Annotated in this window: 16 protein-coding genes; 9 read left to right on the forward strand and 7 right to left on the reverse strand. The window is 36.0% G+C overall.

Annotation, left to right across the window (positions count from 1 at the left end):
- Positions 1-3 precede the first annotated feature (3 nt).
- The 6 genes from BM201_RS03275 to BM201_RS03300 all read left to right on the forward strand — a co-directional run bounded on the left by BM201_RS03275 (position 4) and on the right by BM201_RS03300 (position 9878).
- Entirely contained in the window at positions 4-1236 is a 1233-nt protein-coding gene (locus BM201_RS03275) for a peptidoglycan DD-metalloendopeptidase family protein (protein ID WP_092539948.1), read from the forward strand.
- Between the two features lie 67 nt (positions 1237-1303).
- On the forward strand, positions 1304-2935 hold the full coding sequence (pgi, locus tag BM201_RS03280) for a glucose-6-phosphate isomerase (protein ID WP_092539949.1): 1632 nt from the start codon (positions 1304-1306) through the stop codon (positions 2933-2935).
- Between the two features lie 372 nt (positions 2936-3307).
- Entirely contained in the window at positions 3308-5920 is a 2613-nt protein-coding gene (locus BM201_RS03285) for a TonB-dependent receptor (protein WP_092539950.1), read from the forward strand.
- A gap of 436 nt (positions 5921-6356) precedes the next feature.
- Positions 6357-7643: a hypothetical protein gene (locus BM201_RS03290; RefSeq protein ID WP_245758558.1), complete on the forward strand. Its 1287-nt coding sequence runs from the start codon at positions 6357-6359 to the stop codon at positions 7641-7643.
- A gap of 121 nt (positions 7644-7764) precedes the next feature.
- Entirely contained in the window at positions 7765-9411 is a 1647-nt protein-coding gene (locus BM201_RS03295; protein WP_092539952.1) for an Ig-like domain-containing protein, read from the forward strand.
- A 26-nt stretch (positions 9412-9437) separates the two neighbouring features.
- Complete coding sequence (locus BM201_RS03300; protein ID WP_092540610.1) at positions 9438-9878, forward strand: hypothetical protein; 441 nt, start codon at positions 9438-9440, stop codon at positions 9876-9878.
- Positions 9879-9912: 34 nt separating this feature from the next.
- On the opposite strand, the gene BM201_RS03305 is transcribed toward BM201_RS03300, so the two are convergent.
- The gene (locus BM201_RS03305; protein ID WP_245758559.1) at positions 9913-10947 is read right to left on the reverse strand and encodes an endonuclease/exonuclease/phosphatase family protein; all 1035 of its coding nucleotides are present in this window, start codon (positions 10945-10947) and stop codon (positions 9913-9915) included.
- A gap of 115 nt (positions 10948-11062) precedes the next feature.
- Here BM201_RS03305 and BM201_RS03310 point away from each other — a divergent pair, with 115 nt between their 5' ends.
- From BM201_RS03310 to BM201_RS03320, 3 genes are all read left to right on the forward strand, one after another.
- On the forward strand, positions 11063-13882 hold the full coding sequence (locus BM201_RS03310; RefSeq protein WP_092539954.1) for a peptidase associated domain and porin domain-containing protein: 2820 nt from the start codon (positions 11063-11065) through the stop codon (positions 13880-13882).
- A gap of 65 nt (positions 13883-13947) precedes the next feature.
- Positions 13948-15252, forward strand: coding sequence for a DUF5689 domain-containing protein (locus tag BM201_RS03315; RefSeq protein WP_245758560.1), 1305 nt, complete (start codon positions 13948-13950; stop codon positions 15250-15252).
- A 39-nt stretch (positions 15253-15291) separates the two neighbouring features.
- A complete protein-coding gene (locus BM201_RS03320; RefSeq protein WP_092539955.1) occupies positions 15292-15690 on the forward strand; it encodes a hypothetical protein in 399 nt (132 codons plus the stop codon).
- Here the strand turns inward: BM201_RS03320 and BM201_RS03325 are convergent, their stop codons facing one another.
- The 6 genes from BM201_RS03325 to BM201_RS03350 form a co-directional block, all read right to left on the reverse strand.
- Positions 15691-16425 carry a hypothetical protein gene (locus tag BM201_RS03325; protein WP_092539956.1) on the reverse strand — a complete coding sequence of 245 codons (735 nt, stop codon included), beginning with the start codon at positions 16423-16425 and terminating at the stop codon, positions 15691-15693.
- A 79-nt stretch (positions 16426-16504) separates the two neighbouring features.
- Positions 16505-17725: a GTPase HflX gene (gene hflX / locus BM201_RS03330; protein WP_084841056.1), complete on the reverse strand. Its 1221-nt coding sequence runs from the start codon at positions 17723-17725 to the stop codon at positions 16505-16507.
- 120 nt (positions 17726-17845) lie between these two features.
- Positions 17846-18742: a DUF3078 domain-containing protein gene (locus BM201_RS03335; RefSeq protein WP_084841057.1), complete on the reverse strand. Its 897-nt coding sequence runs from the start codon at positions 18740-18742 to the stop codon at positions 17846-17848.
- A 21-nt stretch (positions 18743-18763) separates the two neighbouring features.
- The gene (locus BM201_RS03340; RefSeq protein WP_092539957.1) at positions 18764-19279 is read right to left on the reverse strand and encodes a DUF2480 family protein; all 516 of its coding nucleotides are present in this window, start codon (positions 19277-19279) and stop codon (positions 18764-18766) included.
- Positions 19280-19289: 10 nt separating this feature from the next.
- On the reverse strand, positions 19290-19613 hold the full coding sequence (locus BM201_RS03345; RefSeq protein ID WP_092539958.1) for an iron-sulfur cluster assembly protein: 324 nt from the start codon (positions 19611-19613) through the stop codon (positions 19290-19292).
- Complete coding sequence (locus BM201_RS03350) at positions 19614-19991, reverse strand: SufE family protein (protein WP_084841237.1); 378 nt, start codon at positions 19989-19991, stop codon at positions 19614-19616.
- Between the last annotated feature and the right edge of the window lie 43 nt (positions 19992-20034).

Here is a 20034-nt window from a genome sequence, read left to right on the forward strand (position 1 = left end):
AAATTGAAGAAATTTAGTTTTTTATTCCTGCTGTTATTAGTTTTTGCGGGATGTAAAGAAGACACAAAAGAACAAGCTGTAGCTGAAACTAAAAAACCAGCACCTAAGCCGGTCGTAAAAGAATATGGCTTTGTTTTGGACGATTTTGATGTAGTTGTAGATACGATAGAGCGAGGCGATAACTTTGGATATATCCTGGATCGTCATGGTGTAGATCGTGGTAAAGTTTTCGAAATTTCAGAAAAAGTAAAAGATACTTTTAATCCGGCCAGAATTACGGCTGGTAAGAAATTTCTAATCTTGAAGGCTAAAGATTCAGCAAAGACTCCGCTTCATTTTATATACCAAAATGATAAGATCAATTATACGGTTTTAAATATTGGTGATAGTATTTCAGCATTTAAAGCAAAAAAGCCGGTTTCAGTAAAAAGAAGAGAGGTTTCTGGAGTGGTAACTTCATCACTTTCTGAAGCAATGCAGGCGCAGGGTTTAAGTAACTTGCTAGTGTATCAATTATCAGATATCTATCAGTGGAGTATCGATTTCTTTAAACTTCAGAAGGGAGATCAATTTAAAATGATCTATCATGAAAAATATATTGACGATACCATCTTTGCGGGAGTAGAGCGAGTAGAGGCAGCCGTTTTTAAACATTCAGACCGTCCTTTTTATGCGTTCAATTACGAAACTGATACGATAACCGGCCAGGCAAGTTTTTATGATGAAGAAGCAAAAGCTTTGCAGAGTTTTTTCTTAAAGGCTCCGCTTAATTATAGTAGAATTTCTTCCAGATATCAGCGAAGAAGATTTCATCCGGTACAAAAGAGATGGAAAGCGCATTTAGGAACAGATTATGCTGCACCCACCGGGACACCTATTAAAACTACAGCAGATGGTGTTGTAATAGCTTCAAGTTATACTTCTGGAAATGGTAATTATGTAAAAGTGCGCCATAATGGAAAATATACAACGCAATACCTTCACATGAGCAAACGAAATGTGAGAAATGGCCAGACTGTTAAGCAGGGAGATGTGATAGGTTTTGTAGGGAGTACAGGATTGGCCACAGGGCCGCACGTATGTTATAGGTTTTGGGTAAATGGGAAACAGGTAGACCCTTATCGCCAAAACTTACCAACAGCTAAGAAAATTGAGGATGCTAAAAAAGATGATTATTATGCTTTTATAGAGCCGCTAAAAACAGAACTTGATAGTATACCTTATAAAAATATCTAAAACCAAGATTAATGTGTAAGATTTGGTGGTTTTTTCTACTAAGTTTTTCGCAATAAAAAATTGAAAAATGAAAAACATTAATCCAACCAAAACCGAAGCCTGGAAAAAATTAGAAGCTCATTATAACGAGACTAAAAACCAGTCTTTAAAATCACTTTTTGAGAACGATAGTGAGCGTGCTGCAAAATTCACCACTAAGTGGGAAGATTTTTATGTAGACTTTAGTAAGAATAAAATTACTGAAGAAACGAAGTCACTTCTTTTAGAGCTTGCTAAAGAGTGTGGTTTAAAAGAAGCGATGGATGCTTATTTTGGCGGCGAGGCCATTAATCAAACAGAAGGAAGACCTGTTTTACATACTGCTTTAAGAGCTTCTAAGAATGCGGAAATTAAAGTGGATGGTGAAAATGTAATGACCGAAGTTGAAGAAGTGAAAGCAAAAATTAAAGCTTTTTCTTCTGAAGTGATTCAGGGAATTAGAAAAGGATACACAGATAAAGCATTTACCGATGTTGTAAATATTGGTATTGGAGGCTCAGACCTTGGGCCGGTAATGGTAACTGAAGCATTAGAGTTTTACAAGAACCATCTTAATGTTCATTTTGTTTCTAATGTAGATGGTGATCATGTTCACGAAACTATCAAGGATCTTAATCCTGAAACTACACTTTTTGTAATTGTTTCTAAGTCTTTTACTACTCAGGAAACTTTATCAAATTCAACCACAATAAGAAACTGGTTTATGAAAACTGCTCCAGAGGAAGCAGTTTCTAAACATTTTATAGCAGTGTCTAGTAACGTGCCAAAAGTAAAAGATTTTGGTATCGATGAAGACAATATTTTCCCAATGTGGGATTGGGTTGGTGGTCGTTTCTCACTATGGAGTGCTGTTGGACTTTCTATTAGCTTAGCGATTGGATACCCTAATTTTGATGCTTTACTAAGTGGAGCTCAAAAAATGGACGAACATTTTAAAGAAACTGAATTCGAAAATAATATTCCAGTATTAGCAGGTCTTTTAAGTGTTTGGTATAACAACTTTTATAAGGCAGAAAGTGAAGCTGTAATTCCTTATACGCAATATCTACATAGACTTCCCGCATATTTACAACAGGCAGTTATGGAAAGTAATGGTAAAAGTACAGACCGTAATGGCGATAAGGTAGATTATGAAACAGGAGCGATTATTTGGGGTGAGCCTGGAACAAATTCTCAGCATGCCTTTTTTCAGTTAATTCACCAGGGTACAAAATTAATCCCTGCCGATTTTATAGGTTTTAAGGTGTCTTTATTCGACGATAAAGATCATCATAACAAACTTATGGCAAACTTTTTTGCTCAAACAGAAGCTTTGCTTCAGGGAAAAACCGAAGATGAGGTTCGTGAAGAATTATCTTCTAAAGAAATGAGTGAAGATGAAATAAAAGAATTGCTGCCTTTTAAATTATTTGATGGAGATAAGCCAACGACATCTTTTCTTATCGATAAACTAACACCTGAAAGTTTAGGTAAATTAGTAGCGATGTACGAACATAAGATCTTTGTACAGGGTGTTATCTGGAATATCTTTAGTTACGACCAATGGGGAGTTGAATTAGGAAAGCAATTAGCAAGTACTATTTTAAAGGATATGGATAGTAAAGCGATAGAAAACCATGATTCTTCAACAAGTAGTTTATTAGAGGTTTTCTTAGGATAGCGATTTAACATTTTTTAAGATAATTTAAAAAGCACCTCAAAATGAGGTGCTTTTTTATTTTTAATAATGGAATGGCGAATAATTCATTATTATAAATCATAGAAGTCTTATAAATACCTTAAAAACATCATTGTTTAATCACTAAATTCTCATTAAAGTTTAGTTAAAATTTATATTAAAATAAAAATAAGATAAAACTAAATATGAGTTCAAAACTTTTAGTCTCTCAATTTCAGAGGGTTTGAAAAAAGTTTTAGTTTTGGCGAGCAAATTGGTGTTAAATATTGAATCCTTAACATTACGTTAAAGTTGGATTTTGGAATAATAACTTCATTTGCGTCGAACTAAAATCAAATCAAACAAATTTTACACATGAGGAAATTATTAGCTTTAGCGTTGTTTTTTGCAACGGCTACAATTTTTGCTCAGGGGACTGTTACCGGTACGGTAATAGATTCTGAAATGAATGGCCCGCTACCGGGAGCAAACGTAATGGTAGTAGGTTCTAGAACTGGTACTACAACAGATTTTGATGGAAATTTTTCATTAGAAGTGGATGGCTCTTCAGGAACTTTAGAAATTACTTTTGTAGGTTTCAAAAGCAAGAGAGTACAGTTCAATTTTTCAGGAAATTCTCAAGATCTGGGAGAAATTGTGTTAGTAGGTGATGACAATGCTTTAGATGAAATTGTAATTACCAGCTTTTCTTTGGCAATCGATAGAAAGACACCAGTTGCTGTTTCTACAATTAAAGGGGAAGAAATTGAGATGAAGTTAGGAAACCAGGAATTTCCTGAAATCCTTAACACAACTCCAGGTGTTTACGCAACAAAATCTGGTGGAGGTTTTGGTGATGCTGAACTAAGAATGAGAGGTTTTGGATCTACGAATATTGCTGTAATGATAAACGGTGTTCCAGTAAACGACATGGAAAACGGTCGTGTTTATTGGAGTAACTGGGCGGGACTTTCTGATGTGACTCGTACAATGCAGGTTCAAAGAGGTCTTGGTGCAGCAAAAGTTGCCGTACCTTCTATTGGAGGTACTGTAAATATTGTTACAAAAACTACAGATATTGAAAGAGGAGGCAACATTATAGCTTCAACTGGAAACGATGGTTATCAAAAATTTGGCGCTACCGTTTCTACTGGTAAAACAGAAAACGGTTGGGCAACTACAGTATCGGCTTCCAAAACTACAGGAGAGAGATTCGCTGATGGTCTACAATTCGAAGGTTACAACTATTTTCTTAGTGTAGCGAAGGAGATTAATGAAAATCATGAATTATCTTTTACGATGTTTGGTGCACCACAGCGTCATGGGCAAAGAGAAACTCAATATTCTATCGAAGATTATGAAAGAAGTGATCGAGGTATTAAATTCAATGGTGATTGGGGATATAGAAATGGAGAAGTAGTAAATATTCAAGACAACTACTACCATAAGCCACAGATATCTTTAAATCATTATTGGGATATTAACGATAAAACAGAATTGTCGACTGCAGCTTATGTTTCTTTTGGAACAGGAGGTGGTGGTGGATATACTGGTGATGCTAATCTAAGAAGCGTAAACTCGCCATATAGAAGCGCACCATATCAACCAATTAATTTAGATCTTGTAGTTGATGAAAATGTCGCTAATGGAATAGACGGATCAGGTACTATACTTTACAATTCAGTAAATAATCACAATTGGTATGGTGTTCTTTCAACCTTATCAACAGAACTTACTGAAGATTTAGAATTGATGGGAGGAATAGATCTAAGGTATTATGAAGGAAAGCATTATCAGGAAGTAAAAGATCTATTAGGAGGTCAGTACTGGGCTGATGGAGGAAACATAAACAATCCTACTAATCTTGCAAGAACAGGTGATAAAATCAATTATTATAACGATGGAATCGTTTTATGGGAAGGATTATTTGCACAGGCAGAATATTCTAAGGACGATTTTTCAGCGTTTCTATCTCTATCAGGATCAAATACATCCTACAAAAGAATAGATTACTTCACTTATGAAGATTCAGACCCTATTCAGGAAACAGATTTTGAAAGTTATATTGGGTTTATGACTAAAGGTGGAGCAAATTATAATATTGATGATAATCATAACATCTTTGCAAATGTTGGGTATTTTGAGCGAGCTCCAGATTTTGATGCCGTATTTCCAAATAATGAAAATATTGTAAACTCTGAAGCCGAAAATGAAAAGATATTTAGTGTGGAAGCTGGATATGGTTTTAGAAGCTCTAATTTAAGAATCGATCTAAACCTTTATAGAACCCAATGGTTAGACAGAACCCAAGTACAATCTATTGTTGTAAGAGGTGATGAAGAAGGAGAAGAAGATCAACAATATTTTGGAAACCTACTAGGTGTGGATGCTCTTCACCAAGGTGTTGAATTAGAATTTGAGTATAAGCCATGGGAAGTTTTAACCGTTAATGGTATGTTCTCGTATGGAGACTGGAGATGGAGTAATGATATTACAAATGTGCAGTTCTTTGATGAAGAACAAGCACCTGTGGGTGAGCCAGTAGATCTTTTTATTGAAGATACTCCTGTTGGTAATCAACCTCAAACATCATTAGCTCTGGGTCTTAATGCTGAAGTATTCCCTGGGACTTTTGTACGTGGAAATTTCAATTATTTCTCAAGAATGTATGCGCAATATGATCCGTCTTCTAGAAATGATGATGAAGTGGAATTTACAGATCCATGGGAGGCTCCAGATTACGGTGTTTTTGATTTAGGTTTTACACACAAGTTTGCTTTTGGTTCTTTTGATGCAACAATAAATGCCAATGTTTACAATGTGTTGGATACAGAGTATATTTCTGATGTAACTGATGGTACTCGAAGAGACCAATTTGAAGGTCCTGATGGACAAACCAGAACAAGATTAGTTTCAAATGCTCAAGATGCATCGGTATATTATGGTTTTGGTCGTACATATACCGTAGGAATGAAGATTAATTTCTAAAAAAATACAAATGAAAAAATTATATATTTTAACCGCTTTATTAGGGAGTATACTTTATTCGTGCGACCCTACGGATAATCTTCAGGATATTGCAAATGAAGAAATCGACAATAGTCTTACCGAAGGAGAAGCTAATTATACTTTAACCGAGGATGATTATGAAGAAGTTGGATTTAATATTGAATCAGGTTTTGATAATTATGAGCAAGCTGAGGAATTAATTCCTGTTGTTTTAGATAACGCATTCCCATTGTATCAAAACGGTACCTCAATAATAACAACATTTAACGTAGAAGATCCATTGTTACCTGTGGAATATACTGTAAGTGAAGACGATTATACTGCAATAGGTAACCAAAATGGATATTTTAGCTCTACATCGCAAGTACAATCTTTTCTAGAGAGTCAATTTGAAGCAGCTCAAAACGGAGACTTAGTGGAGTTAACATATAATACGGTAGCTAACGAAATAGCTTATGAGTTAAGTTCTGAAGATTTTGATCTTTTAGAAGAAGAATTGGGCGAAACTTATCCGAATGCCGCAAGCAGTGCAGCAAACTATAGTAATTTCGATAGACGTGAAACTAATGATGCTTACTGGAGTAATGATATGATTTTAGAAGCCATCAATGTAATTTTAAATGATGCTTTTGATGGGGTAGAGGGTCAGCGATATAATGTAAGCTATGATATTTATGACGGGAGTGCAGGTACAGAAAGCATGACTGTTGAATTTAATGGTAATAGTTATGTGCCTGTAGGAGGTGCTTCTTACGAACTTGATAATGCTGACTATGCACTAGCAAGAACGGAATTAGCAGATACTTACCCTGGTCCTGCAAATAATTTATCTTACAACAGTTTCAACATAGATGAAGGATCATCAAATTACTGGAGTGAGGAAATGATAGTTGAAGCCTTGAATATAATCTTAGGTGAAAATTTCACGGATGTAACAGAAGGTAGCCAGTTTGAAGTTAGTTATACTATTTATAATGGCAGTAATACAGCTCCAGAATCTTTATCTCTAATTTTTGAGGATGGAGAGTTCGTAATAAATAACGAGCCAACCCCTATATCAACTATTGAAACTACAGTAATGTATGCTTACACGGGAAGCTCTTGGAATATGCCTTTATCCTTGTCTACTGAGGACTACGCTGAAATGGGACAGAGTTACCCTAACTTTGATGATGAATCAGAAGCTTTTTACAACATAGGTATATATTTAGATAATCTTTACACGTATCCTCCAAATGGTAGTTCCGCTGTTGTGTCTTACCAATTTTATGATGGTAGTACTAATACTAGATATTCATTATTTACATTGCAAGATGGTGAATGGATTGGTGTACCTCGAGTAATCGAGACTACGTTACAGTTTGCAAAAACTGATGGTATTTGGGTTCCAGACAATACTATTTCATACTTCTTGACAGGTTCAGATTATAGTACGGTAGCTGAGGCATTAGTGGATCAATATCCAGATCCGGTTTCAAGTATGGCTCGCTATAGCAATTTTGATAGAAGGAATGGTAATGCTGCTTATTGGAGTGACGATATGATAATCGAAGCTATGCGTATTGTGTTGAATAGTATCGATCCAGATGCTGAAGTAGGACAGCAATACGATATTACTTACGATGTTTACAATGGTTCTAACGTAACTGAAACTATCAGCCTAATCAAGAATGAAGCTGGAGAGTGGGTTATTAATGAATAAGCTCTTTTCTTAGAATATTTTAAAACCTTCTGCCACTACGTAGAAGGTTTTATTTTTTTAAGCCTTTTTATTTAAGATATTTGTACGACAAGAATCAAATTAGAATATAAATCAAGAATTAATGAAAAAGAATTTCTTTTTTGCATTCCTTTTAGGAAGTTTCTTCCTTGGATGTAGCAGTGATGATAGTGCTCCAGAGGAGCCCGAGGTACCTGTGGAACAGGAGCCTGTTGCAGTAGATGATAATTTTAGCACAATAGAAAATGTTGAAGTTACAATATCAGTCAATCAATTGCTGAATAATGATGAAATTGTAGACAATGCTCGAATTTTTTCTGTAGATGAAGAATCTCTTGAAGGTGGGAGTATAGAAAACAACCGAAATGGAACATATACTTATACTCCACCTGCAGACTTTCAGGGAGAAGATTCTTTTATGTATTTACTTTGTGTTCCTGGGGATTCAGATCGATGTTCAGAAGCTACAGTGACTATTCAGGTAGATCAGCCTGGGCCACCAACAGCTAATGATGATAATTATGAAGTTGCAGAAGATGGAACTTTAACAATTCGTAATTACGGTGGGAATGATGACCTAATTGGAGATGCTTCTATCACTGAGGTTGAATCTTCAAGTGGAAATGCAACTGTGAGTATTGATAGTGAAAACAATATTGTATACGTTCCTAACGAAGGCTTTGCAGGATCAGACACATTCACCTATACCATCTGTAACGATGATGAAGAAACCTCTTGTGATACTGCAACTATTACAATTGAGGTAATCGATGAAGGTAATCCTTATGCTGAAGATGATGAAGTGATTGCAAACGGCAATAATGCAGAAACAATCTTTGCAGACCTCCTTGCTAATGATAATTTAATCGATGGTGCTACGCTTAATGGTGTAGATGATTCGTCTAGCAAAGGAACCGTAACACTTAATGAAGATGGTACAGTAACTTATGTTACGGCAGCTGGTTTTACAGGAGAAGATACTTTTGAATATACGATTTGTGATGACGATCAGCCAGAAGCTTCCTGTAGCACCGCTACGGTAACTGTTCAGGTTGTAACCCCGATTTCCTTCAATATTCCGGCAGATCTACAGGATTACTACGACGGTGTTACTTTTACAGATCAATCAGATTTCTTAAAACTAGCGCTTTCAAACTTTACAGTAGCTGCGCACGAAACGATCTTAGCGTATACAGATCGTCACGATTATCTTTACGAAGCCGATGAAGATCCGGATAATCCAGATAACGTTCTTTTAATGTACTCTGGTGAAAGTAGATATTGGGAAGAATATACTTCAGGAAGCAATTCTTATTCACCGCAAACTTTCAATACAGAGCATATTTATCCGCAATCTAGATTAGGATCAGAAGATGCAGTCACAGATTTACATCACTTAAGAACCATAGATGACGGTATAAATAGCGATAGATCGAACTATTCTTTCACAGACGGAAGTGGAGATTATGGGTTAGTTGGCAATAATGCTTGGTACCCTGGAGACGATTGGAAAGGTGATGTAGCCAGAATGATATTCTACCTTAATATTCGTTACGGAGAAAATATCTCGACGGTTGGTGACTTAGATCTTTTTCTTCAGTGGAATAGAGAAGACCCGGTTTCAGCATTCGAAATACAACGAAATAATGTGATCGAAGCTGCCCAGGGAGTAAGAAACCCGTTTATCGATAATCCATATCTTGCAACACTTATTTGGGGTGGCAGTGATGCTGAAAATCGATGGGAATAACCTATTTTTGTAAAAAAAAGATAATTATGTACCAAACTGTTCAATTTATACATTCTTACTGGGCTTATTTAGTGATAGCCATGTTGGTAATCGCATCTGTTAGTGCTATTATTGGTTGGGTATCTGGTAAAGAATATAGTGCCGGTAATTTTAGAATTTCCCTATTTACACTTATCGTTTCTCACATTCAGCTTTTGATAGGAATTGTATTGTTTTTTGTTTCAGATAAAACAGTATGGTTTAATGATCAAGTTTCTGTAAGTGAAATTATGGGTGACGATACGTTAAGATTGTATAATATGGAACATCCTCTTATGATGATCATCGCTATTGTTTTGATCACCGTAGGATATTCAAAGCACAAAAAGAAATTAACCTCTACTCCAAAATTTAAAACGCTGGCGATATTTTATACGATTGCTTTGGTGGTACTTCTTTCCAGAATTCCTTGGAATGCATGGCTATAAAAAATAGTCTTCAAAATATCGAAAATCCCCGTTTTTAGCGGGGATTTTTCTTTTTTATAAGATAAAGATATACCGGGAAATGATCGCTATAACCGCCCAAATAGCCATTATATCCATAACTTCGGAAGGGATATCCTTTATACTGCCCATTTGAAGTGATTAAATAGTCTTTTTTAAAAATTCCGGCTTTGTAATATTGAAAATAATCATAATTTTTAGTCATCATAGCGCCTGAAACAAGGATTTGATCAAACAAATTCCAATTATCGCGATAAGCCAAACTTCCAATGCCATTTTTATACAATTTCAGCATAGGATTATAAAACTGAAATTGATTCGCCTTTTCTGAAGTTTTAAGCACATTCTTCACATTTTTGTTTTTAGGATCATCATTAAAATCCCCCATATTTACGATCTTGAAAGAAGAATCTATTGCCCAAAGCGAATCGCAAATTTTTCTGTTTACCATTGCAGCAGATTTTCGGTAATTTCGGCTTGCTTTTTCACCACCACTTCTGGATGGCCAGTGGTTAATTAAAAATGCAAAGTTTTCATTTTCAATTTTTCCTGTAGCCACCACAATATCCCTGGTGTAAATTCTTTTTCCTTCCTTATTCTGAATAAAAACAGTAATAGCTTTCGATGTTTTCGGTTGAAACACCTTAGGATTATAGAATAGGGCATTATCAATACCTCGGCGATCAGGCGAATCAAAATGAATAATTTCGTAATTCTTATCTTTCAATTGTTCTGTATTCAAAAGATCTTCAAGTACACGGTAATTTTCGATTTCGCTTAAGCCGATAATTTCAGGACTATTGCCTGATAGATCAACTCCAATTTCCGAAATTACCTGGCCGATATTGTTTAATTTCTGAAGGTATTTTTCTTCCGTCCACGCATCTTTTCCTTCAGGAGTACGATCATCATCGAAAGTAAAATCGTCATTTTCAGTATCAAAAAGATTCTCGGTATTATAAAATGCGATCGTCAAAACCTCGTACGTAGTTTGATTTTGCGCAAATCCAATTCCGCAGTAAAAAAGAAAAATTAGTTGTAAGATTTTCATTATCAGAATCTTAAAATTGTTGTGAGTTTGCGTTAAAGTTATCCTATTCTTTCGGATAAAATAAACGGTTTCGAATGCTATTTTCTAAATTGAAGCTGTAATTTATTGATTTTCAATGAAAAGTGTAGTTTTTATTTGGGTGATTTCTATTTCCTCTGGTCTTTTGCAGGCGCAGGAAATCATTATATCCGGAAAAATACTACATGCTAATTCTCAAAATGTTATTGGTGGCGTTAGTGTTCGTTTAGAAGATCATTTTACGGAGACTAAAACTAATACCGAGGGAATTTTCATACTCAGTTTTACAGATCTCGAAATGGGAAATTATATTTTAAATATTTCAAAACTTGGTTTTCAGTCATTACGATTGCCTATTCTTCTAGATCGATCAACTTTAGATTTGGGTGTGATTAGCCTAACTCCCGATATTGCTGAACAGCAGGCCCAATTAGGAAGCGTAAATCTTAGTGAAAATGAGTTGGATGACGATCAAATCGATGCCGGTTTTTCCTCGATTTTAAATGCTGGGAAGGATGCTTTTTTAAATGCTGCCGCGTACGATTTTAGTCAGACCTATTTTAAACCTCGTGGTTATGATAGTCAGTACGGTCTGGTAATGATTAACGGAATTCCGCTGAATAAAATCAATAATGGCCGGCCGCAATGGAGTAACTGGGGTGGTTTAAATGATGTGCAGCGCAATCAGGATTTTAATTTCGCGGTAAGCGCTGTAGATAAGAACTTCGGAAGTCTTGCCGGTTCTACCAATTTCGTGATGCGTGCTTCAAAATTCTCTAAAGGTGGCAGGCTTACTTTATCGGCTGCCAATAGAAGTTATCGCTCCAGGATCATGGCCACGTATAGTTCAGGAGAATTAAAAAATAATTGGTTTTATACCGTTTCGCTCTCCGGAAGATTTGCTGAAGAAGGCTATATGGAAGGTACTTCATACAACGCGAAATCAGCTTTTCTTTCCGTAGAAAAAAAGATAAATGAAGATCATAGTTTAAATTTTGCGGCAATTTATACGCCTAATATTCGTGGAAAATCGGCAGCGATCACCGATGAAGTTTTTGAACTAAAAGGAAGAAAATATAATAGTTACTGGGGATATCAGGGAGATCAAATCAGGAATTCCCGTCAAAGACGAGTAGAAGAGCCTATCTTGATGCTGAATCATTTTTGGGAACTCTCAAAAGACACCCAAATAACAACCAATATCGCTTATCAATTTGGGAGTATTGGGAATACCAGGATCGATTATGGTGGTACAAATTTAGTTCGGTTTAACGATCAGGTTTCTTACGATGGTGGTGGCCAAAATCCAGATCCTTCTTATTATCAAAATTTACCGAGTTATTTTTTACGATTTGAAGGGAGTGAAAATTATGAGGCCGCTTACCGAAGCGCCGCTGCATTTCGGGAAAATGGACAATTAAACTGGGATGCGATCTATGAAGCTAATAGAACTGAAGCCAATGCCGGAAATAACGCCGTTTATGCTTTAACCGAAGATCGTAATGATGATCGTTCGGTTTTTCTAAATACGACTTTCGATCATCAGCTAAATTCAAATTTGAAGCTAAATGACGGAATTAATTTTCAGCAGCTAAAAAGCCATAATTATGCAAAAATCGATGATCTTTTTGGTGGAAATCAATTTCTGGATATCGATTTTTTCGCTGAACCAACCAATGATTTTTCATTAGAACAGGTGGCGCAAAGTGATTTGCAAAACCCAAATCGGCTGGTGGGTGAAAATGAGATTTACAAGTATAACTATGATCTAAATTCAACGAAATTTGAAGCTTTTTCTCAGCTTGAATTTATCGCTAAAAATATCGAAACTTACCTTTCAGCAAAGATCAGCTCTACAAATTATGATAGGTTTGGTAATTATCAAAATGGTTTATTTCCTGATAATTCACTAGGGCAAAGTGCAACATTACATTTTACAGATTTTGGCTTAAAAACAGGTATAACTTATCATTTTACGGGTAGACATTCTATTTCTTCCAATTTATTTCTAGCCAGTAATCCGCCAACTTTGCAAAACAGTTTCGCAAATCCACGACAAAATAAAACGCTGGTTCAGGATTTAGATAGTGAACAAATTTATAGCGCAGATGCCACGTATCGCTATCGTTCGCCGAATTTCAATTTAAAAATTAGCGGCTATTTTACACAATTTAGAAATGTAACCGATGTCTCTTTTTATTATGTTGACGGACTTTCGGGCCTTGGCAGAAATACAACCACTGCTTTTGTTCAGGAGATTTTATACGATGCCGAAAAGCAGCATTTGGGTATTGAATTTGGTGCTGAAGCGCAGGTAACTTCCACGATCAAATTAAAGTCGGCTTTAGCGCTTGGCCAATTTATCTTTTCCAATAATCCCAATTTGTATTTAACCAGCAATAGTTTTGCTGGCAATGTGAATTACGGGGAAACTCGACTGAAGAATTACCGGCTCGCCAACGGGCCGCAGCATGCGGCACAACTAGGTTTTGAATACCGTGATCCCGATTATTGGTGGTTTGGTTTAACGGCAAACTATTTTGCAAACGTGTTTATTAATGTGAGTCCGTTACTGCGAACTTCAAATTTCGCTACAGATACCGATGGATTGCCTTTAGAAAATTATGATGCGCAACTTGCCAGGGAATATCTAAAACAAGAGAATTTAGGCGATTATTTTTTGCTGAATGCCATTGGAGGGAAATCCTGGAAACTGGGAGATTATTATGTTGGGCTTTTTGTTAGCCTGAATAATATCTTGGATCAGCTTTACAAAACCGGCGGTTACGAACAATCCAGAAATGCCAATTTTACCAGTTTGCAGGAAGATCGCGAACGTGAAATGCCTGTTTTTGGTAATCGCTATTGGTACGGTTACGGCACCACTTATTTTGCTAATCTATATGTTCGGTTTTAAAATGAAGAAATTTGTACTCCTTTTAATTCTTGTTTTAATAAGTTGTGTGACGACAGATGATTTTAATGTGCCCAGAAACTCAGGTTCCGGCAAATGTGAGCATAGAAGGCACGCAAATTAGTCTGAGGGCCGCAAAGAATAATTATGATGAAGAAACCGGCGATATATTTACATTTTCGGGTGATCAATATTTTGAGGCTTATGTGGTTTCTTCAGATAGGGCAGGTAATTTTTATAATGAATTGATCCTTCAGGATCTTCCAGGAAATCCGGAAGCGGGGATACAAATTTTAATTGATGAAAATGCCCTTTATCAGCGCTATAACTTCGGAAGAAAAGTTTTCGTGAAATTAAACGGATTGAGTATTTCTAAGAGCAATGGTTTAATTCAGTTGGGAAAACAGAATAGGGGAGATCTTGATCCTATAACACCTTCAGAAATTGATGAATATCTGGTTCGTTCAGAAATTATAGAAGAGATCACTCCGCAGCAAATCGATATTGGTGATTTTTCACCTGAATTTTTATCTACATATATTCAGTTAGATAATATTCAATTCAATCGAAATTTGTTTACCCAAACAAACAGCACTTTTGCTGCTGAAACTTACGATCAATTTGATGGTTTTCGTCAGATCGAAGAATGTGGCAGCGATGATTCGGCTTTACTAGCCACCAGCACCTATGCCGATTTTAGGTCGGTTAATTTGCCGGCGACCTCAGGTACGATATTGGGCGTTTTAGGACGTGATTTTTATGATGACTTTTATGTGGTTCAACTAAATTCAACCGAAGATCTTTCTTTTGGAAGTGAGCGATGTGACCCCGAGTTTTTTGACTGCGGAAATAATACTGAAGAAGGCGACACGATTTTGTTTGAAGAAAACTTTGCTGAAATCACCAACGAGAATCGATTAGATCCTTTAGGTTGGACGAACCTGAATGTAAACGGTGGCGAAGAGCGATTTGTTGATGCTACCTCCAACGGAAACAGAACACTTAGAATCTCAGCTTACAATACCGGGGAAAATCCTTTAGAAGCCTGGCTGATAACGCCGCCCATAGATCTTTCGCAAACTCGAAATGAGGTTTTGTCTTTTGATATTCGAGCGTCTTACGATAATGGTACTATTTTGCAGGTGTATATTAGCGAAGATTTTAATGGTGATCCAGAAACTGCAAACTGGCAATTACTCGAGGCTAATATTCCCATGGGACCATCGAATCAAAATGCTACGATCTTCAGGAATTCAAAAATCGATATTTCCTGTTTTACTGCTCAAGTTTATATTGGTTTTCGATACCAGGGAAGAGATCCGTCACGAACCACAACTTATGATATTGATAACATAAAAGTCACAGCTGAATAATTATTTTCGTAAAACCTACTAACCAAAATCTACTATAAAATGAAACTTAAATTATGCCTGGTTTTAGCTGTTTTTTGCAGTTTTTTTATGAGAGCCCAGAATCTAGAAGGTTCCTGGAAATGGACTTCGCCAGATGGCTCACAGCAATTTAAAATCGAGTTAGAACAAATTAACGAAAAAGAATATCGAGGTAGTCATTGCGCTATTTTTGATAATGGAGAGCGTATCGATTGTAATAGTGACCAGGATACTTTTTCTATTGTGATGCTCGAAATAACTAAAGACAATTTTGCCGGAACTATAGAAAGCAGTTACGAAAGATCACAAGGTAAAATAAGAATGCAATATCATGATCAGGAAGATTTGTTACATTTTAAACTCACCAAAAATCCTTCAGGTATATTTTATTTACCTCCAGAGGCTATTTTAACCCGATAATTAATTCTGAATGATTTCTTCAGGTTTATAAGGAGACCATATCTCATTTACTGGCTCACCTGTAGAACTTTTGCCGCGATGATTCCACTCATTATTCATTATTTGATAATCGAAGCTTAAGCTTGCCCCTACCCGAAAATCGTCTTTAGAAAAGAATTCGATATTCTCGATATATCTGCCATATTTTGAAAGATAAGAACCACCGCCAGTAGCAAAAAATTCTCCTGTAGCCGAGTTATATGCGATCCATTGAAAGCGTGTTCCGCTAAGGATTTTAATGGTTTTACGGTCTCCAATTTCTCGTTGTTGCATTTCGCCATTGCGCTCGCGACCTGTAATAATCCATACCCCAGAAAGATCGTCCTGATAATCGCCAATCTTAAGCCAGATTTGTGAAATATCATCATTCCATATTTTTAAGGTGTCTCCTTTAACACCAAAATCATAATTTACAGTAGTACCTACTTTTAAAGAGTCATCAGAATCAAATTCAAATTTTTCAGTATAAATGGATTCTCCTTGTTTATAAAACCCGCCTTTTGCACTTTTAAAATCGTAGTCACCTTCTTTAGTTCCTTCAGCAAAAAAACCGTCCTGGTAAATCCTAACCGTAGTGAGTGATACAGTTGTTTCATTTTCTGAAATTAATTCCCAAGATCCCTCTAAACCTGCTAAACTTTGTGCATTTACAAGCTGAAATATACTAAAAGCTATAAATGAAAAAAGTATCTTCATAACACCAATTTTTGGTAATGAAGATACTAATAATTACTCGAAAATTGAGTTCTATTTCTTTTGAAGAAAAGACGATTGATTACTTTTCTTCGCCATATTTATCATATTCAGGATATAGAAAATTATTATATGGAAAACGTGTAATATGAATTTTACGTACCGCTTCGTATACTTTCTTTCTAAAGTGCTCCATATTTTCTTTTTCTAAAGCCGAGATAAACAATACTTTGTCGCCTAGACGATTCATCCAGGTTTGTTTCCACTCGGTTAATGTGTAATGGGCGCTGGTTTTTTCAGTAATAAGATCGTCTTCTGCAATTTCTTCAGGAACATATTGATCGATCTTGTTAAATACCATAATTGTTGGTTTATCGACACTTTTTATTTCATCCAGAATTTGATTCACGGAGTCGATATGTTCTTCGAAATTAGGATGAGAGATATCAACAACATGCAATAACAGATCTGCCTCTCTAACTTCATCTAAAGTCGATTTAAAAGACTCTACCAACTGCGTAGGTAATTTTCTAATAAATCCTACCGTATCACTAAGTAGAAATGGCAGGTTGCGAATCACCACTTTTCTTACTGTCGTGTCCAGTGTAGCAAAAAGCTTGTTTTCAGCAAAAACTTCACTTTTACTAATCGTGTTCATTAGTGTAGATTTTCCAACGTTGGTATAACCTACCAAAGCAACTCTTACTAACTGCCCGCGATTGCCACGCTGTATTTCCATTTGTTTATCGATGGTCGCAAGTTTCTTCTTTAGCAAAGAAATTTTATCTCGAACTATACGACGGTCGGTTTCGATCTCTGTTTCCCCAGGACCACGCATACCAATACCACCACGTTGTCTTTCAAGGTGCGTCCACATCCCGGCAAGTCTTGGTAGTAAATACTCATATTGGGCAAGTTCTACCTGCGTTCTTGCATAACTGGTTTGTGCACGCTGGGCGAATATATCCAGAATAAGATTGGTTCTATCTAAAACTTTACATTTCAGGATCTTTTCAATATTCTTTTGTTGTGCAGGAGAAAGCTCATCGTCAAAAATGGCAGTACCAATTTCGTTATCAGATACGTAATTTCGTACCTCTTCCATCTTTCCAGTTCCGATGAAAGTTTTTGGATTTGGAAAGTCCATTTTTTGCGAAAAACGTTTTGCAACTTCTCCGCCAGCAGTATAGGTAAGGAATTCCAACTCGTCTAGATATTCCTCTAATTTATCTTCGTTTTGGTCCTTAGTGATGATCCCAATAAGAACCGCTTTTTCGTAACTTAAATCTGTTTTTTCAATCATAACTACAAAGGTACACAATAGATTAGTATTGTGATTTAGCGCGTTATTTTTTCAAATTATTTTAACCAAAAAAAGCCTGTAACTTAATTACAGGCTTTGGATTTTTATATTTTTTAGGTTTTAGAAGCTGTAATTAAATCCTAAACCAAAAACTTCTCTTACCTGAAATGCTCCTACGGCATTATCATCATAAATCGTCTGGAAAATGAAGTTTGTAGATAATAACTCATTAATTTTCATTTTAATGTTCATCGTGTAATCAATATCTACATTTTGTGGATCTTCCAGGTAGTTAGAGTATAGGTTAAGAATGTTCTCCATCTTTACGTTTTCGATGATATCGAATTTCGCATAAGCTGAAAGTGAAGCACCAAGCTCGAATCTGGAAGAACTCCCTTGATCTACACCAAAATAATCACCGTCTTCATAACCTTCTACACTTGTAAAATAAGAATCTACAAAGATAAACCTTGCTGTAGCCGGAGCGATGTTTACATAAAAGTTTTCGTTTTTCTTCCAAAGCATACCAGGACCAAATTGCAGGTAGGCGGGAGAGAAAAAGCTGGTGCGTTCGGTACGAATAGTTTCACCAGTTTCTGCATCTTCACTAAAAGTATATCCTTTAGTAACCTGTGTTCTAAAATTAGTAAAGAATGAATAAAACCAGTTTGAATCTTCCACTTGTTTACCGGCAACCGAGTTAAATTCTAAACGGTCACTGGTTTTTCTTGGAAAATCATCACCATTCTGTTTTGTAAGTCCATAGTCTACCAAAACTTTAGAGTCCCAGGTAAAATCGTCCTTCAGGTAATTAAAATCATAATTGAAGATTAAGTTTCCAGAGATGTTAGAAGTCCCTCCACCAGTCCATTCAGCATTAAAGGCCGATTGGTTAAAAAGTAGTTGGATGTTTCCTTCTGTTGTCCATCCTTCTTTTTGCTCATCGCCATCGTCTTCTTGTGCCTGTAGGCTAAATGCTCCTGCTAACGCAAGTAGGCTAAGTAAAATCTTTTTCATAGGTTAGTAGTTGTATTTGGGTTAGTTTTTTGGCTTTTTGTATAACGGAACTGAAGAGCAGGCCTCTCCATACATTATACTTTTTGCAATAGGTTGTAGTTTGTTTATTAGTAGTAAATAGGCATTTTTAGGTACAGGTTTGTTTGCACAACCTTTAATGATTACCGGTTTATCTTCTAATGCTGAAAGATCCATTTGCTGAATAATTTCAGTATAAAGAATATTTTCTAAATCTTCCAGATTACCATTTACGGTTTTTTTAGCGAAAGGCTGAAGGTAAGTAGCTATAAGCATATAAGCCCAGGCCGGGATTATGGCATCTGTACTACAATGTAAAGCCACATAACAGTCTTGATATTGGCTCCAATCGTGATTTTTGGCTTCTTCTCTAAAAGTGCCTTCTCGTAATACGAAACCTTCTAGCAACCAGCTTGAAATATCAAAAGTCACTCTTTCGCCCTTTGGATAATAATCCTCCAGATTAAAAGTGACTAGTTTACTGTTTGCTACTCGATTTACAATTTCTTCTGTAGCCATACCTTTTATTTTATAATAGTCCTAATTCTAATTTAGCACCCTCGCTCATTAGATCCTGGCTCCATGGCGGATCAAAAGTAATTTCAACTTCAGCGTCTTTTACTTCGTTTAAAGATTTTACTTTTTCTTCCACTTCCTGAGGTAGCGATTCTGCTACCGGGCAGTTTGGAGTGGTAAGTGTCATTAAAATCTTTACATCATAATCTGTACTTACCATTACGTCGTAAATAAGCCCTAGTTCGTATATATCTACAGGGATTTCAGGATCGTAAATAGTTTTAAGCACTTTTACGATTTTTTCTCCCAATTCCTGAGTGTCGATTTCCTGTTCCATTTATTTTAATTGGGTTTGATATGCAATTGCATACATTTTTAGTTGTTTGATCATACTTACCAGTCCGTTTGCTCGAGTAGGAGATAAGTGTTCTTTTAATCCGATCTCGTCGATAAATTGGGTATCTGCTTCTAGAATATCTGAAGGATGATGTCCAGAAAATGCTCTAATTAAAATGGCTACGATACCTTTTGTAATTATCGCATCGCTATCTGCAGTAAATTCAAGTTTTTCACCATTTAACTCGGCATGAACCCAAACTTTACTCTGGCAACCTTTAATTAAGTTTTCTTCGATCTTATATTTTTCGTCGATCAAAGGAAGTGACTTTCCAAGTTCGATCATGTACTCATAACGCTGCATCCAATCGTCGAACATAGAAAATTCATCTATAATTTCTTCCTGTATTTGCTGTATAGAT

Source organism: Zunongwangia mangrovi, from assembly GCF_900112105.1.
Taxonomy (GTDB): Bacteria; Bacteroidota; Bacteroidia; order Flavobacteriales; family Flavobacteriaceae; genus Zunongwangia; species Zunongwangia mangrovi.

Coding starts and splice junctions, on each gene's coding strand:
- BM201_RS03350 (WP_084841237.1), bottom strand. CDS start 19,991: ATGTTCGACGATTGGATGCAGCGTTATGAGTACATGATCGAACTTGGA.
- BM201_RS03300 (WP_092540610.1), top strand. CDS start 9,438: ATGTACCAAACTGTTCAATTTATACATTCTTACTGGGCTTATTTAGTG.
- BM201_RS03285 (WP_092539950.1), top strand. CDS start 3,308: ATGAGGAAATTATTAGCTTTAGCGTTGTTTTTTGCAACGGCTACAATT.
- hflX (WP_084841056.1), bottom strand. CDS start 17,725: ATGATTGAAAAAACAGATTTAAGTTACGAAAAAGCGGTTCTTATTGGG.
- BM201_RS03340 (WP_092539957.1), bottom strand. CDS start 19,279: ATGGCTACAGAAGAAATTGTAAATCGAGTAGCAAACAGTAAACTAGTC.
- BM201_RS03325 (WP_092539956.1), bottom strand. CDS start 16,425: ATGAAGATACTTTTTTCATTTATAGCTTTTAGTATATTTCAGCTTGTA.
- BM201_RS03320 (WP_092539955.1), top strand. CDS start 15,292: ATGAAACTTAAATTATGCCTGGTTTTAGCTGTTTTTTGCAGTTTTTTT.
- BM201_RS03310 (WP_092539954.1), top strand. CDS start 11,063: ATGAAAAGTGTAGTTTTTATTTGGGTGATTTCTATTTCCTCTGGTCTT.
- pgi (WP_092539949.1), top strand. CDS start 1,304: ATGAAAAACATTAATCCAACCAAAACCGAAGCCTGGAAAAAATTAGAA.
- BM201_RS03305 (WP_245758559.1), bottom strand. CDS start 10,947: ATGAAAATCTTACAACTAATTTTTCTTTTTTACTGCGGAATTGGATTT.
- BM201_RS03315 (WP_245758560.1), top strand. CDS start 13,948: ATGTGCCCAGAAACTCAGGTTCCGGCAAATGTGAGCATAGAAGGCACG.
- BM201_RS03335 (WP_084841057.1), bottom strand. CDS start 18,742: ATGAAAAAGATTTTACTTAGCCTACTTGCGTTAGCAGGAGCATTTAGC.
- BM201_RS03295 (WP_092539952.1), top strand. CDS start 7,765: ATGAAAAAGAATTTCTTTTTTGCATTCCTTTTAGGAAGTTTCTTCCTT.
- BM201_RS03345 (WP_092539958.1), bottom strand. CDS start 19,613: ATGGAACAGGAAATCGACACTCAGGAATTGGGAGAAAAAATCGTAAAA.